Here is a 14,998-nt window from a genome sequence, read left to right on the forward strand (position 1 = left end):
TTCTCCTCACTGACCGGGCAACACCGGTCAGGTATCGACCCCTTCAAGGAGAATTCATTCGTGAAACGTACGTTACTTGCCCTTCCCCTGACTGTGCTGTGCGCAGCTTCGGCCTATGCCATCGACCCGATCGAGAAACAGGTGCAGGTCACCGCCCAGGTGCCGACCGATGCCTTCTTCGTCGAGCCGGTAGGCGGCAACTGGATGAACGACCCGCAGGAGATGGCCTGGAACTCGTATCAGGCCAAACTCGATCCGATCCGCAAGGAACTGCAGGTCAAGAGCACCGTCGGCCCGATCACCGCCTACCTGGTGTCGCCTGCGGTCATCGCCAGCGGTACCCACAACATCGGCCTGAACGTCAAGGTTGGCGATACCGTGCTCAGCACCACCAGTGCCGAAGTCGTCAGTGCTGCCCAGGCCGCGCCCGGCGCGACCATCGGCTTCCAGGTGGAGGCCCAGGCGGCACCCGGCACCGGCTATGAGCCCGGTAGCTATCAGGGGCTGGTCAGCATGATCTTCGAAACCGCGCCTTGATAGGCGTCGCCCTCAGCTAGCCCATCCGTTGTTGCCTGCCCTTGCCCCTGGCGCTTGCCGGGGGTGGGTGGGTATCCCATGCAAGCGACGCTCATGTTGAACAATCACACCATCACCGCTTCGTTGCGCCGTTGGCTGTCGGCGGCTGCCTGCCTGGCCGCGCTGCCCGTGCTGGCCAACCCCGTGCCAGGCACCCTGGGACGGATCGAGGGGCTGCCGCGGGATTTCGAAGCGCATTTTTTCGACGTGCCGCTGGCGGTACGAGTCGACCTGGACGGTCGCTACCTGGGCGATGCCATGGTCGTGCTGAGCCGCGATCAGCGCGTGCAGTTACTCGAATTCACCGAGACCCAGGAAAGCCTCGAACCCGAAAGCCTGCGCCGCCGCTGGCGCGAACGCCTGCTCGCCGGGCGGCCACTGGGCGATTGCCTGCAGGATTGCCCGGACGGCCTGCGCGCCGTGCACTACAGCCTGGTCAATTCACAGCTGTCGCTGTTGACCGACAGCGCCGAGGCCGGTGGCCTGGGCGAGCGCTTTCATCGCCTGCCCGAGCAGGGCAGCTACGGCCTGCTGCTGCGCAACCAGCTCAACCTGGTCAGCGACGAACGCGGCACCAGTGGCCGCTACGCCCTGCAAGGCCAAGGCAGCCTGGGCAACTGGACAACCCTGGCCGACGGCCAGCTCGACCGTGGCAGCGACAGCCAGCAAGACACCCGTTACCACCTCGACCAGCTGTACACCGAGCGTCTGGTCGAAGAACATTTCTATCGTCTCGGCTACTTCACCCCCAGCGCCCAGGGCCTGACCCGTCAGCCGCGCTTGATGGGGGCGAGCGCCGACACCACCCTGGGCGTGATGTTCGGCAGCAGCGACAGCCTGATGGTCGACAGCGGCGCGCCCAGCGCCACGCCGATCTACGTCACCCCCGATCGCCCGGCCGTGGCCGAGATCTACCGCAATGGCGTGCTGATCAACAGCCAGGCGGTGCAGCCGGGTCTGCAGACCCTGGATACCACGGTGCTACCCGGCGGCATCTATGAAGTCGAGATCCGCCTGGTCGAGGACAGCCAGGTGACTTCGCGCAGCCAGGCCTTCATCTACAAACCCAGCAACTGGCGCAGTACTGATGCGCCCTGGCGCTACAACCTGTTCTTTGGCCGCCAGAGCAGCTTGCTGAGCAACTGGGACCGCGACCATGACGACAGCCTCAGCGCTGGCGTGCTGGCCAACTACCTGGTGCACCCGCGGGCGATTCTCGGCCTGTCCGCCCAGCGCATCGATGAAGCGATGCAGTACGGCACCTCGCTGGACTGGGACGTGCGTGACCGCTTCAAGCTCTACGCCAACCTGTTCCAGGCTCAAGGCCATGGCAACGGCTATGACCTGCAGGCCATCCACAGCTACGACAACGGCTCGCTGGTGGCCAGCCACAGCCGTTCCTGGCTGGCACCCTCGCGCACGGCGCAGGATGCATCATTCCAGCAGCGCCTGAGCCAGTCATCGCTGTCGCTCAATCACCGCCTCGACCCGCGCAACAGCGCGTCCTTGCGCCTGTCCCACAGCAGCGGCGCCAGCGAGGGCACGGGTATCGACCTGGGCTGGTCGTACTACGGCCGCCTGCTCGGCTCGGACGCTAACTGGCGCCTGTCGCTGTTCGACCGCCCGGGCACTTCTGGCACCGGCGACGCGCGCAGTCGTGGGGTCAACCTGAGTATGAGCATGAGCCTCGGCGGCGGCAGCGGGCGACGGCTTTCCGCCAGTCTCGGCAGCCGCACCTCGCGTGACGGCGGGCGCGACCTCAATGCCTCGCTGGCCTACCAGCAGGATGTCGACCTCGGGCCGCTGCGCAACGTCGGCATGAGCGCCAGTGCCGACCGCTATGGCGTCGGCCTGGGCGGCGACACCCAGTTCGAGAGCCAGGTGCTGCATGGCGATGCCTATGTGCAGCGCTCGTCCTACAACGGCGCGTTCAACGGCGGCGTGAACCTTGAAAGCCTGCTTGCGGTGGGGGCTGGCAAGGCGGCGCTGAGTGGGCAGTACCTGCCGCACCAGGCCGGGCTGATCGTCGACGTCGAGACTGATCTGGACGACCTCAAGCTGCGCGCCGACAGCACCGGTGGCAGCTCTGCGACCTTGCACCCGGGGCGCAATGTCATCCCCGTTGGCGCCTACAAGGCCGGCCACGTGCAGTTCGATTTCGACGGCAGCGAGGCCACTGCGGCGGTGATCCAGCCCTCCAGCGTGGACTATCACCTCAACCGCGGCGGCATCGAGTACCGCCAGCTGCGCGTGTTGCGCACGGTGACCGTGATCGGCCGCCTGTTTGACAGCCAGGGCCGGCCCATGCGCGGTGCCCAGGTGATCAACCACGCCAGCCGCACGGTCAGCGAAGCCGATGGCTTTTTCGCGGTGGAGATGAGCGAGTCGACGCCGACCCTGGAGATCCGCCAGCAAGGTGCGCCGGTCTGCCTGCTGGCGCTGGACCCGCAGCGGCTCGAACGCGAGGACGACGTGCTGCTGGCCGGGGAGCAGATCTGCAATGCAAACAGCCTGGCAAGGGCAGAGGGGGACCTGGCCAAAGGTCGAGGCTGAGTCCGGCAGCGGCAAAAAAACTTAGGAAAAATCCTCTTCTGTTTTAGGAAAGATCCCGCGACTGCAGGCATAGCCACAGACCGCGCCGTGTCACTACTCTCGTTGTGTCTGTAAGGAGACTGACAAGATGAACATCCTTCGCCTGATTGCCCTGGCGTTACTGACCGCTCCTCTGGCCCTGCATGCGGCGCCGGAGCTCAATGTCGGCGCGTTGCATGACTACCTGGACGGCGGCAAAAGCACCCTGCTCAAACGGGTGCGCAACGGCGGTAACAGCACGGCCTTCGTCAAGGTCAGCGTCGCCGAGCTGGTCTACGACGCCAACGGCGTGGCCCGCGAAGTCGACACCGACGGCCTGCCCCTGGAACAGCGTGGCCTGATTGCCAGCCCGGCGCGCCTGATCGTCCCGGCCCAGGGCATGCAGGCGGTGCGCCTGCTGTATCGCGGCCCGCGTGACAGCGAGCGCTACTTTCGCTTGCGCTTTATACCGGTGCTGCCGGAAACCGGCGATGGCTTTGCCGTCAATGAGCAGGAAGCCGAGCAGTACCGCGACAGCCTCAAGGCCGGGGTCAACCTGCTGGCGGGCTATGGCACCTTGTTGTTCGTACGGCCCGCCGAGAGCCGCTTCCAGACCCCGGTGCGCCGCCAGGGTGGCCAGCTGACGGTGGTCAACGAAGGCAACAGCACCGTGGTGCTCGACCATTTCCGCCAGTGCCAGGCGCCGGCCCAAGGCTGTGAGCCGGCGACCAAGCACCATCTGCTGCCGGGGCGCAGCCGGCAGTTCGAAGGGCAGGTGGGCAAGGTGCATCAGTTCGAGCTGCATGAGGGCGGCGAGCGCAAGGATATGGTGGTGGAAGGATGAGTTCGATGAACCGCTTCAAACAGTTCTGGTCCACGTATTGGTTAGCTGGAATGCTTGTGTTGAATGTGCCTGTCGCTGAAGCGCTGGAGGTCACTATTTCAGCGCAGTATGTAGGGGGGGCTTCAGCACAATTCGAAAACACCACGCCCCCAGCGGCCTTCTGTGACCGGTGGGCGAACTATTGCAGGAATCGTGAAGTGATCGACTTGTCTATCACTTACGTCAAGGAAGTGATTGAAGCGGATATACGGGACCAGTATTACATCAAGATGCCCGGTGGACGTAAGGTCGATGTCTTTAACGATCAAACCGGGGAGTCTCATACCCTGGATTTTGAATTCACTGCGGTGGGTCAGAGAACGAGCGGTCCACACTGGATGGAGAGCCCGCTGTACAATTCAGTGTTGTCAGGAGGCTGCACTAGTGGCCAACGTACTGCGAACCCGCCATGGGTGCTTTTTTTATGGGAGGTGCAAAACCCTCGATCTCCCGTCGCCTGTTACTCAAGATACAGCCGTGCCCAGCCGGATTATCACGCCGTTGTCAGTGCTGGTGAAATGGGGGTGTTGTATAGCCTGATCATGCCGGCACCTTATCGAATGAAGCCTGGCATCTACCGAGGCAGTGCAATTTATACCATCGGCCCCGGCGGCGATTTCGATTTCGGCAATGGCGTTACTCAGCTCAGCGACAACAGCCTGACCATAAATTTCGTGCTTGACGTTCAGCACGCCTTTTTCTTTGACTTTCCACCAGGATCGGACCGTGCCGTGCTGGAGCCACGTGGTGGATGGCAGAACTGGTTGACGGGGGGCGCAGTCCCACAACGTTTGTATCGCGACCTGCCGTTCAAGCTGTCGTCGACCGGGCCGTTCAAGGTCTACAAATTATGCCAGTACGACGTGGGCATGCTGTGTGGGTTACGGACGGACAATGGCGATCAAGTACCGGTACAGCTCGCCCTGAGCCTGCCCGCAGGTATTCAGTATCAAGGCAGGCCGGTCGAACGCTTGCCTCTGCCCACCGGACGCGTACAGGCGCTGCAGTTCGACGCGCTGACAACTACCCTCAACCGCCCCGGCCAACTGCATTTCGAAGTCGGCAAGGACGACGTGCGCGCCATGCTCGCCCACGCCGGCAGCACCTACACCGGCCAGGTCACGGTGGTGTTCGATGCCGAGCTCTAGTCCACACGAGGCCAGCCATGTATAGAACCCTGGTGGTCGACGACCACCCCTTCATCCGTTCCACGGTCTGCATGCTGCTGCGCCAGGAGCAACTGGAGGTGGTCGGCCAGGCCGCCAACGGCATCGATGCGTTGCGCCTGGCGCGTGAGCAGGCCCCGGACCTGATCATCCTCGACATCGCCATGCCCGGGCTGGACGGCCTCGAGGTGATCGCCAGGATCAGGGCCATGCCACGTCCGGCCAAGGCCCTGGTGCTGACTTCACAACTGGCCGAAGCCTATTCACTGCGCTGCATGCAGGCCGGTGCCGTGGGCTACGTGTCGAAAACCGACGACCTCGGCGAGCTGTGCAAGGCGGTGCATGCGGTGATGTCCGGCTACACCTACTTTCCCGAGGTGGCCCTGAGTTCGGTGCATCACCAGGACCTGCGCGCCAGCGAGGCGCATTGCATTGCCCGTCTCAGCGACCGCGAGCTGATGGTCCTGCAGCACCTGGCACGCGGCCTGAGCAATAAAGCCATCGGCGAAATCATGCTGCTGAGCAACAAGACCATCAGTACCTACAAGAGCCGCCTGCTGGAAAAACTCAGGGTAAGTTCGTTGATCGACCTGGCTGACCTCGCTCGCCGCAACCTGCTCATATAAGCCGCGTCGGCTCGTGTTGACGCGTGTCCTGCTGCTGGCACTGTTGTGCGGCCTGGTGCCGGCGCCAGGCCAGGCTGCGCCGATCCTGCACTCACGGGCTACGCTCGATAGCCCTCGGCCGGAGCCGGACGGCGCCGAACTGCGCTGGTTATGGGAGCGGCGGCAACTGCGCCTGGGGGTGATCGAGCGGGACAACCCGCCGTTCGACATCCTCGGCACCGGCCAGGTGTTCGAGGGGCTGACGGCCGACTATGCCGGGCTGATCGCCGATCAATTGCACCTGCAGGTCGAGGTGCATGCCTACGCCTCTTTCGCCGAGGCGGTAGCGGCCTTGCGCGCGGGGGCGATCGACCTGCTCGGCTCGGTGTCGGCACAACAGGCGCTGGAGGCGGGTTTGCACCTGTCGCGGGCCTACGCCGAAGATCGTCCGTTGCTGATTGCCCAGGAGGAAGGGGGCACGCTTATTGGGCGCGAGGACGAATTCAGGTTGGCGATGGTCGAAGGCTACCGTTCCCCTGAGCAGCTGCGCGAGCAGTTCCCGCTGGCCCGCCTGCAACTGCATCCGTCACGCTTCAGCGCCCTGGCTGCCGTGTCGCTTGGCCATGCCGATGTCTTTCTCGGCAATGCCCTGGGCAGTCGCTACGTGCTGGGCCGCAGCCAGTTGGCGGCTGTCGAGGAGATCGGCGATGCCGCCTTGCCAAGCCAAGGCATAGGCTTTGCCATGCTTGAAGACGGCGGGCCGCTGCCACGCCTGGTGGACGCGGCGCTGGCCAGCCTCAGCGAGCGCCAGCAGGCGCGGATCGGCGAGCGCTGGAGCCCGATGGCTGGCACCGGGCACAAGCCCGAGCCGCTGCAGTTCAGTGCCGCCGAGCAACGCTGGCTGCGCAACAATCCGACGGTGACGGTGCTGGTCGACGAACAGTTGCTGCCGCTGAGCTTTCGCGATGGCAAGGGCCAGTTGCGCGGCTTGAGCCTGGATGTCCTGCAATTGATTGCCCGGCGCACCGGCCTGCAGTTCGAGGTGCGGACCGGTGGCAGTGTCGAGCGGATGATCGCGCAACTGCACCAAGGCAAGGCGCAGGTGATCGCCGGCCTGCCTCACAGTCCGCTGCGTGAGCAGCAACTGGTGTTCAGCCGTGCTTACCTCAGCGCCTCGAGAGTGCTGGTCAGCCGCGATGAAGTTCAGGCGCCGACCAGCCTGGAGCAGTTGCAGGGCCGCACGCTGGCGCTGGTCAACGGCAGTGCCCTGGCCGAGCTTGTGCGCCAGCGCTATCCACAGATCCAGCAATTGCCCGTGGCTGGCCCGGTGGCCGCTCTCAAGGCGGTGGCCCGCGGTGAGGCGGCAGCCACCGTGTTGAGCCTCGACGCCGCCCGCCCGCTGATCGCCCGCTGGTACCCTGGGCGTTTGCAGGTCAGTGCCAGCCTGGCCCTGCCACCGGCGCACTTCGCCCTGGCCAGCAACAGTGGAGCGATCGAGCTGCAGTCGATCCTCAACAAGGCCCTGCTCAGCCTCACGCCGCGTGAGACCGATGTGCTGATGCGGCGTTGGCGCAATCCGCTGATCGTTGCCGATGGCGACTGGCAGCGCTACCGCCAGCGGATCCTGCTGGGGTTCGCTGTGGTGCTGGTTCTGCTGCTCCTGGCCTCGCTGTGGATCCGCTACCTGCGCCGTCTGCAGGTCGAGTTGCGGCGCACCAAGGCTGAGGCTGATGCGGCCAACCAGGCCAAGACGCAGTTTCTCACCACCATGAGCCACGAGATCCGCACTCCCTTGCATGCCGTGCTGGGTATGCTTGAACTGGCTCAGCGCAAGGCCGAGCAGGGCGTGCTCGATCGCCTGGCGATCGAGGTCGCGGCCGATGCGGCGGGTGGCCTGCTGGAGTTGATCGGCGATGTGCTCGACATCACCCGCATCGAGGCCGGGCAGTTGCAGCTGGCACCCCAGCGGGTGCGTCTGCGTGAGCAAGTGGCGCGGGTGGTGCAGCTGTTCGAGCAGCAGGCGCGCAGCAAAGGCCTGGCGCTGCGTCTGGAGGCCGACGGCGCGGTGGATGCCGAGGTGATGCTCGACCCTGTGCGCTTCAAGCAGGTGCTGGCCAACTTGCTGAGCAATGCCATCAAGTTCACCCCCCAGGGCCATGTTCGCGTCAGTCTGCACGCGCAGGCGGTGGGCGAGCGATTGGCCGTCGAGCTACAGGTCGAGGACACCGGCATCGGCATCGCCGAGGCCGAGCTGGCCGGGCTTGGCCAGCCGTTTCGCCAGGCCAGTAACCAGCGTCAGTCGCCGCGCTGCAGCACCGGGCTGGGCCTGGGTATCAGCCGCAGCCTGTGCGAGATGATGGGCGGGCGGATGGCGCTGCACAGTGTGCTGGGGCAGGGCACACGGGTGGAGATCCTGTTCGACCTCGCGCGCCCGCCCGCCGGACACCAGGGGCAGGCGCTGCCAGCGGCGCAAGTGGCTACGGCGGGCGTGCGCCTGCGGGTGCTGGTGGTCGATGATTACCCGCCCAATCGCCTGTTGCTGGCGCAGCAGCTGGAGTACCTGGGGCACCAGGCACGGGTCGCCGAAGATGGTGCCCAGGCCTTGCGGCTGTGGCTCAAGGAACACATTGATGTGGTGATCAGTGACTGCAACATGCCGCGCCTGAACGGCCATGCCCTGGCCCGGGCGATCCGCTTGCATGAGCGACGCAACCGCAGGCCGGCGTGCCGGCTCATCGGCCTGACCGCAAATGCGCTGGAGAGCGAACGGCAGCGCTGCCTTGCGGTCGGCATGGACGACTGCCTGTTCAAGCCGCTCGGGCTGGATGAGCTGGTGCGGGCGCTGGCGCTGTACCAGCCTGAAACTAAGCCCCAGGACGCTATGCAGCTCCTGGATCTGCGCCATCTTCTGCGTCTGGTCGGCAGTGACCAGGCGGCGTTCAAGGCGCTGCTTGCCGATTTGCGCAGCAGCAACCAGCAAGACCTGCGGCGTCTGGAAGCACTGGTCAATGATCCACCAGCACTTGCGCAGCTGGCGCACCGGATCAAGGGTGGGGCGAGGATTGCCCGTGCCGAAGGCGTGATCAGGGCTTGTCAGCAAGTGGAACTTACCTGCGAATCCAGACCACTGGAGGCCTCGCACCTGCGCCGCGACGTCCAGGCGTTGCGGGTAGCCCTGCAACGCCTGGAAACGCAGCTGGCCGAGCGGATCGCAACCGATCCGCCGGGTTCATATCATCCCTAGCAGGAGCAACACCAGCAGGACCACCAGTACCACGCCGATAATGCCGGACGGGCCATAGCCCCAGCTGCGCGAGTGAGGGAAGACCGGTAAGCCACCGACCAGCAGCAGGATCAGAATGATGATGAGGATCGTGGTCATGGTTGAATCCTTGAGTGGTTCGAGGATAAGGGCCTCAATGCTGGCCGCTTACAGTTGCGACCAATGCAGCGGTGCAAAGATTCAATTTCATCGCTGTGCGGCCGGGCTCCGTGAGCAGTTGTCTTCACTTGGTGGGAGCGGGCTTGCCCCGCGATGCGATGTAACTGACAAAACGCAATCGCGGGGCAAGCCCGCTCCCACTGAAGCCTGTGCGCATGCCTGCCCATTCAGCGCCTTGATCGTTGCTCAGGGTGGCCGTCGGCTCGGCTATTCTGCCGCTCATATCCACTGGCAGAACAAGGCGTGCCACCATGCACAACCGCATCATGATTACCGGAGCCGGCTCGGGTCTGGGCCGCGAGATCGCCCTGCGCTGGGCGCGCGAGGGCTGGCGCCTGGCCCTGGCTGATGTCAACGAGGCAGGCCTGCGCGAAACCCTGGCGCTGGTGCGCGAGGCTGGCGGCGAAGGTTTCGTGCAGCGTTGCGACGTGCGCGACTACAGCCAGCTGACCGCCCTGGCCCAGGCCTGCGAAGAGAAGTTCGGCGGCATCGATGTGATCGTCAACAATGCCGGAGTGGCCTCTGGCGGCTTCTTTGGTGAACTGTCGCTGGAGGACTGGGAGTGGCAGTTGTCGATCAACCTGATGGGCGTGGTCAAGGGCTGCAAGGCGTTCCTGCCGATGCTTGAACGCAGCAAGGGGCGGATCATCAACATCGCTTCGATGGCGGCCTTGATGCAGGGGCCGGCGATGAGCAATTACAACGTCGCCAAGGCGGGTGTCCTGGCCCTCTCGGAAAGCCTGTTGATCGAATTGCGCCAACAGCAAGTGGCGGTGCACGTGGTGTGCCCATCGTTCTTCCAGACCAACCTGCTGGACTCGTTCCGTGGCCCGACGCCGGCGATGAAAGCCCAGGTCGGCAAGCTGCTGGAAAGCTCGCCGATCAGCGCCGCCGATATTGCCGGCTATATCTACCAGCAGGTCGCAGAAGGTCAGTTCCTGATCCTGCCCCATGAGCAGGGCCGTGAAGCCTGGCAGCTCAAGCAACGCAACCCGCAGCTGATCTACGACGAGATGGCCAGCATGGCCGAGAAAATGCGGGCCAAGGCGAAACCGGCGCAGGCTTAAGCTGATTTGCACTGCCCACAGATCCGCTATCCTAGGCCCCTTTTCATGTGAAGCGGGCTCCCTGGCGTGATCAATTACCTGTGGTTTTTCCTCGCGGCGGTCTTCGAGATCGCCGGTTGCTATGCCTTTTACATGTGGTTGCGGCTGGGCAAGAGCGGCTGGTGGATTGCCCCGGCGCTGCTCAGTCTGACCCTGTTCGCGCTGATCCTGACCCGTGTCGAGGCCGCCTATGCCGGGCGCGCCTACGCCGCCTATGGCGGCATCTACATCGTCACCTCGTTGCTGTGGCTGGCGCTGGTCGAACGGGCGCGACCGCTGGGCAGCGACTGGATCGGCGCGCTGCTCTGTGTGTTGGGGGCCAGCATCATTGTCTTGGGACCGCGCTTGCAGAGCGCCTGAGCATGTGAAAACGACGAAAATCTGTAGGCAAATTCGTCGGCTTTAGTGGGATCGGTCTATTTGACTGGCGGAGCATTGCTGCGCTCTGACACCCCGTGCAGTCTCCGGATTCTCAGCGTTGTGGAGGATCGGAGCATGTTGGTAATCGGACGCGAAGTAGGCGAAGTCATCGCCATTGATGAGCACATCAAGGTCAAGGTGCTCTCGGTGGAGGGCAATGTGGTGCGCTTTGGCATCAGCGCACCTCGTGAAATCGAAGTGCACCGGGCAGAAATCTATCGGCGCATCGTCGAGCAGTTGGCCAAGGATGCGGGCTGATCAGTCGAACAGTTCTTTCGGTACGTCGTGCTTGGCCAGCAGTTGGCACTGCTGGCTTTCGAGGTCGAAAAGAATGAACGCCTGCTTTTTCGCCAGGGCCTGGCGCACGCGTAGCACGCGGGTTTCCAGCGGGGTGTCGTCGCCGTTGTCGGTGCCGTCGCGGGTGACGAAATCCTCGATCAGGCGGGTGAGGGTTTCGGCTTCCAGTTGCTCGTAGGGGATCAGCATATGCAGGACAGGTTCGGTGAAGTGTGCAGCTATGTTACGCGAAACCTGTCCTGGCCGAGTGGGATAGTTCGGGGTCAGCTTCGGCCTTTCTTGCCCCTGATCAGTTCGCGCAGCATGAAGCGATTCGGGTGACAGGCTTCAGCGACACTGCGCGGTACCGGCAGTGGTGCGTTGTCGACCCAGGCGGCGATCAATTCGCCCGACAACGGCGCGGTGATCAACCCGCGTGAGCCATGGCCGCTATTGATGTACAGGCCTTCAAGCCAGGGGCAGGGCGTGTCGGGCACCTGGCGGGCGTCCTTGGCCAGCACTGCGTAGTGCTGATTGAATGCCTGCTGGTCGGCGAGCGGGCCGACGATGGGCAGGTAATCGGGACTGGTGCAGCGAAAGGCTGCCCGCCCCTCCAGGGTGTGCGGGTCGATGCGGTGGGTGTCGAGACGCTCCGCCAGGTCGCTGGAGATCTCTTCGAGCAGGCGCAGGTTGCCGATGTGCTCACCGGCGGTAGGGGTCAGATCGATACTGTGAAAGTCGAAACTGGCGCCCAGGGTGTGTTCGCCGCCACGCATCGGCGCGACGTAACCGTCGGCGCATACCACGGTATTGAGTGACTGGCTTTGCGCGGTCGCGGGCAGGCGGGTGATCTGCCCGCGTATGCGCTTGAGCGGCAGGTTCGCGCAGGGCTCGAAACGCTGGATCTCGGCAGCGGTGGCGAGCACCACCAGCGGCGCACTGGCGAGGAATTTCTCGCTTTCCCAGGCCTGCCAAAGACCATCGACCTTGCGCAGCTGCAGCACCTGATGATGCGTCAGCAAGGTAATGTTCGGGTGTTGCAGTTGCGCCTGGCATAACGCTGGCGGATGCACCCAGCCGGCTTCCGGGTAGAACAAACCGCCGCTGGCCAGTGCGACGCCGGCCAGCGCTTGCGCCTGTTCGCGGTCCAGCGGCGTCAGCAGCTGCGGGTTGAAGGCATTGGCCAGCAGCGCCTGGCGCTGTTCTTCCTTGGCGTCGAAGGCCAGCTGCAAAACGCCGCATCCGTCCCAGTCACGGCCGCGTTGCAGGGTTTCGAGCAGCCGTCGGGTGTAGCCAAAACCGCTGAGGATCAGCCGCGACAAGGCTGTGCCATGGGCCGAAAGCTTGAGGTAGAGCACCCCTTGCGGGTTACCCGAAGCCTCGGCCGCCGGCGTCGCATGGCGTTCCAGCACACTGACCTGCCAGCCGCGGGCGGCAAGGCTTGCGGCAGTGGCGCAACCGGCCAGGCCAGCGCCGATTACCAGGGCCTGGCGCGGGCCGGGCAGGGCGGCGGGGCGGGCGAACCAGGGCGCGGTCGGAGCCGGTGCGGCAAGCGCTTCGGGTGTGCCACGAAAGACCCCGCGCAACACCTCCCATTTTTTGCCGATGCCGGGAATGCGCTTCATCTCGAAGCCCACGGCGATCAGTCCGCGGCGCACCCAGCCGGTGCTGGTGAAGGTGCCCAGGGTGGCATCGGCGGCCGACAGGCGACCGATCTGGGTGAACAGTTCCGGGGTCCACATCTGCGGGTTCTTCGCCGGGGCGAAACCGTCGAGGAACCAGGCGTCGATGTGGGCGTCGAGTTGCGGCAATTGCTCGAGAACATCACCGATCATCAGGGTCAGGCGTACCCGGCCCTGCTCGAAGACAAAGCTCTGGAAACCTTCATGTACCGCCACGTATTGCGCCAGCAGCTGGGTGCTGAACGGCGCCAGTTCCGGCCACAGGGCCAGGGCACGGCTGAGGTCGGTGTGGCTGAGCGGGTACTTTTCGACACTGACGAAATGCAGGCGGGCGCCGGGATCGGCGCATTCGCTGAACAGCTGCCAGGCACAGAAAAAGTTCAGCCCGGTGCCGAAGCCGGTTTCACCGATCACCAGGCACTGGTCGGGCAGCATCGCGCTGAAGCGCTGGCGCAGGTCATTCTGGTCGATGAACACATGACGGGTTTCTTCCAGGCTCTGGTCCTTGGAGAAATAGATGTCATCGAACTGGCGTGAGTGGGGGCGGCCCTGGTCGTCCCAGTCGATCTGGGCGTAGTGGGTAACTTCGGTCATGGTCGGCTCAGGCATGTCTAGAGCGGCATTTTAGCTTACCCGGACAAAGTCTACCCGGATCCGCTAGTCTTGCTTATCCAAGTAGGGAGCCTGGTATGTTTGAATCCGCTGAAATTGGTCACGCCATCGACAAAGAAACCTATGACGCTGAAGTTCCAGCGCTACGTGAGGCCTTGCTCGAGGCGCAGTTCGAGCTCAAGCAGCAGGCGCGTTTCCCGGTGATTGTGCTGATCAACGGCATTGAAGGCGCCGGCAAGGGCGAGACGGTAAAGCTGCTCAACGAGTGGATGGATCCGCGCTTGATCGAAGTGCGCACCTTCGACCAGCAGACCGATGAGGAGCTTGCCCGGCCACCGGCCTGGCGCTACTGGCGCGCACTGCCGGCCAAGGGGCGCATTGGTGTGTTTTTCGGCAACTGGTACAGCCAGATGCTTCAAGGCCGGGTACATGGCCAGTTCAAGGATGCCGTACTCGACCAGGCCATTCGCGGCGCCGAGCGCCTGGAAGAGATGCTCTGTGACGAAGGCGCGCTGATTTTCAAGTTCTGGTTCCACCTGTCCAAGAAGCAGATGAAGGCCCGGCTCAAGGCGCTCAAGGACGATCCGTTGCACAGCTGGCGTATCAGCCCGCTGGACTGGCAGCAGTCGGAAACCTACGACCGTTTCGTGCGCTTCGGCGAACGGGTACTGCGCCAGACCAGCCGCGACTACGCGCCCTGGCATGTAATCGAAGGGATGGATCCGCATTACCGCAGCCTGGCGGTCGGACGCATTTTGCTTGAGGGCCTGCAGGCGGCGCTCAAGGTCCAGCATGCGCCGGTTCACCAGGCCAATATTGCACCGTTGGGCCAGAGCATCGACCAGCGCAGCCTGTTGGGCAGCCTGGACATGACCCTGCGCCTGGACAAGAACGACTACCAGGAGCAACTGATCACCGAGCAAGCACGTCTGGCCGGCTTGCTGCGTGACAAACGCATGCGTCGTCATGCCCTGGTGGCGGTGTTCGAAGGCAATGATGCCGCGGGCAAGGGCGGCGCCATCCGCCGCGTGGCCGCGGCGCTGGACCCACGTCAATACCGCATCGTACCGATTGCCGCGCCCACTGAAGAAGAGCGTGCGCAACCGTACCTGTGGCGGTTTTGGCGGCATGTTCCGGCGCGGGGCAAGTTCACCGTGTTTGACCGCTCCTGGTATGGTCGGGTGCTGGTCGAACGGGTCGAGGGTTTCTGCAGTCAGGCTGACTGGATGCGTGCCTATGGCGAGATCAACGACTTCGAAGAACAGCTGACCGATGCCGGGGTGGTGCTGGTCAAGTTCTGGTTGTCGATCGATGAGCAAACCCAGCTCGAGCGCTTCAAGGAGCGCGAGCAGATCCCGTTCAAGCGCTTCAAAATCACCGAAGAAGACTGGCGCAATCGCGAAAAATGGGGGCTGTACGCCGAAGCGGTGGGCGACATGGTCGACCGTACCAGTACCGAGATCGCGCCTTGGACGCTGGTTGAAGCCAACGACAAGCGCTGGGCCCGGGTCAAGGTGCTGCGGACCATCAATGATGCGCTGGAGGCGGCGTTCAAGAAGGACAAGAAGTAAGGTCCGATCGCGGGGCAAGCCCGCTCCCACCGGAGGGGTGAGATCCCGGTGGGAGCGGGCTTGCCCCGCGAAAAAGGAATGAAATACC

Annotated in this window: 13 protein-coding genes; 10 read left to right on the plus strand and 3 right to left on the minus strand. The window is 64.0% G+C overall.

Features of this window, described 5'->3' with window-relative positions; genetic code table 11:
- Window positions 1–60 precede the first annotated feature (60 nt).
- The 6 genes from ACVI9W_RS19010 to ACVI9W_RS19035 all read left to right on the plus strand — a co-directional run bounded on the left by ACVI9W_RS19010 (window position 61) and on the right by ACVI9W_RS19035 (window position 9,045).
- Window positions 61–537 carry a CS1 type fimbrial major subunit gene (locus tag ACVI9W_RS19010; protein WP_038608253.1) on the plus strand — a complete coding sequence of 159 codons (477 nt, stop codon included), beginning with the start codon at window positions 61–63 and terminating at the stop codon, window positions 535–537.
- A 93-nt stretch (window positions 538–630) separates the two neighbouring features.
- Window positions 631–3,129, plus strand: coding sequence for a CS1-pili formation C-terminal domain-containing protein (locus tag ACVI9W_RS19015; RefSeq protein ID WP_461530820.1), 2,499 nt, complete (start codon window positions 631–633; stop codon window positions 3,127–3,129).
- Between the two features lie 127 nt (window positions 3,130–3,256).
- Window positions 3,257–3,991, plus strand: a complete 735-nt coding sequence (locus tag ACVI9W_RS19020) for a fimbrial biogenesis chaperone (protein ID WP_461530821.1) — start codon at window positions 3,257–3,259, stop codon at window positions 3,989–3,991.
- A 5-nt stretch (window positions 3,992–3,996) separates the two neighbouring features.
- Window positions 3,997–5,178 (plus strand): hypothetical protein, encoded by a 1,182-nt coding sequence (locus tag ACVI9W_RS19025; protein WP_461530822.1) that lies wholly within the window; start codon window positions 3,997–3,999, stop codon window positions 5,176–5,178.
- Between the two features lie 17 nt (window positions 5,179–5,195).
- The gene (locus ACVI9W_RS19030) at window positions 5,196–5,822 is read left to right on the plus strand and encodes a response regulator (RefSeq protein WP_461530823.1); all 627 of its coding nucleotides are present in this window, start codon (window positions 5,196–5,198) and stop codon (window positions 5,820–5,822) included.
- 13 nt (window positions 5,823–5,835) lie between these two features.
- Window positions 5,836–9,045 (plus strand): transporter substrate-binding domain-containing protein, encoded by a 3,210-nt coding sequence (locus tag ACVI9W_RS19035; protein ID WP_461530824.1) that lies wholly within the window; start codon window positions 5,836–5,838, stop codon window positions 9,043–9,045.
- Here the strand turns inward: ACVI9W_RS19035 and ACVI9W_RS19040 are convergent.
- Window positions 9,031–9,183, minus strand: a complete 153-nt coding sequence (locus ACVI9W_RS19040) for a DUF3309 family protein (protein WP_038608265.1) — start codon at window positions 9,181–9,183, stop codon at window positions 9,031–9,033. The genes ACVI9W_RS19035 and ACVI9W_RS19040 overlap by 15 nt on opposite strands.
- Before the next feature lie 311 nt (window positions 9,184–9,494).
- Between ACVI9W_RS19040 and ACVI9W_RS19045 the strand changes: the two genes are divergently transcribed.
- The 3 genes from ACVI9W_RS19045 (at window position 9,495) to csrA (ending at window position 11,027) form a co-directional block, all read left to right on the plus strand.
- Complete coding sequence (locus ACVI9W_RS19045; RefSeq protein WP_038608267.1) at window positions 9,495–10,310, plus strand: SDR family oxidoreductase; 816 nt, start codon at window positions 9,495–9,497, stop codon at window positions 10,308–10,310.
- A gap of 66 nt (window positions 10,311–10,376) precedes the next feature.
- Complete coding sequence (locus ACVI9W_RS19050) at window positions 10,377–10,709, plus strand: YnfA family protein (RefSeq protein ID WP_038608269.1); 333 nt, start codon at window positions 10,377–10,379, stop codon at window positions 10,707–10,709.
- A 135-nt stretch (window positions 10,710–10,844) separates the two neighbouring features.
- Window positions 10,845–11,027 carry a carbon storage regulator CsrA gene (csrA, locus tag ACVI9W_RS19055; protein ID WP_038608271.1) on the plus strand — a complete coding sequence of 61 codons (183 nt, stop codon included), beginning with the start codon at window positions 10,845–10,847 and terminating at the stop codon, window positions 11,025–11,027.
- On the opposite strand, the gene ACVI9W_RS19060 is transcribed toward csrA, so the two are convergent.
- The gene (locus tag ACVI9W_RS19060; protein ID WP_028943652.1) at window positions 11,028–11,255 is read right to left on the minus strand and encodes a YheU family protein; all 228 of its coding nucleotides are present in this window, start codon (window positions 11,253–11,255) and stop codon (window positions 11,028–11,030) included.
- A 74-nt stretch (window positions 11,256–11,329) separates the two neighbouring features.
- A complete protein-coding gene (gene mnmC / locus ACVI9W_RS19065) occupies window positions 11,330–13,321 on the minus strand; it encodes a bifunctional tRNA (5-methylaminomethyl-2-thiouridine)(34)-methyltransferase MnmC2/FAD-dependent 5-carboxymethylaminomethyl-2-thiouridine(34) oxidoreductase MnmC1 (RefSeq protein WP_461530825.1) in 1,992 nt (663 codons plus the stop codon).
- A gap of 95 nt (window positions 13,322–13,416) precedes the next feature.
- Between mnmC and pap the strand changes: the two genes are divergently transcribed.
- On the plus strand, window positions 13,417–14,910 hold the full coding sequence (gene pap, locus ACVI9W_RS19070; RefSeq protein WP_461530826.1) for a polyphosphate:AMP phosphotransferase: 1,494 nt from the start codon (window positions 13,417–13,419) through the stop codon (window positions 14,908–14,910).
- Window positions 14,911–14,998 lie beyond the last annotated feature (88 nt).

The organism is Pseudomonas sp. 210_17 TE3656 (assembly GCF_054821965.1).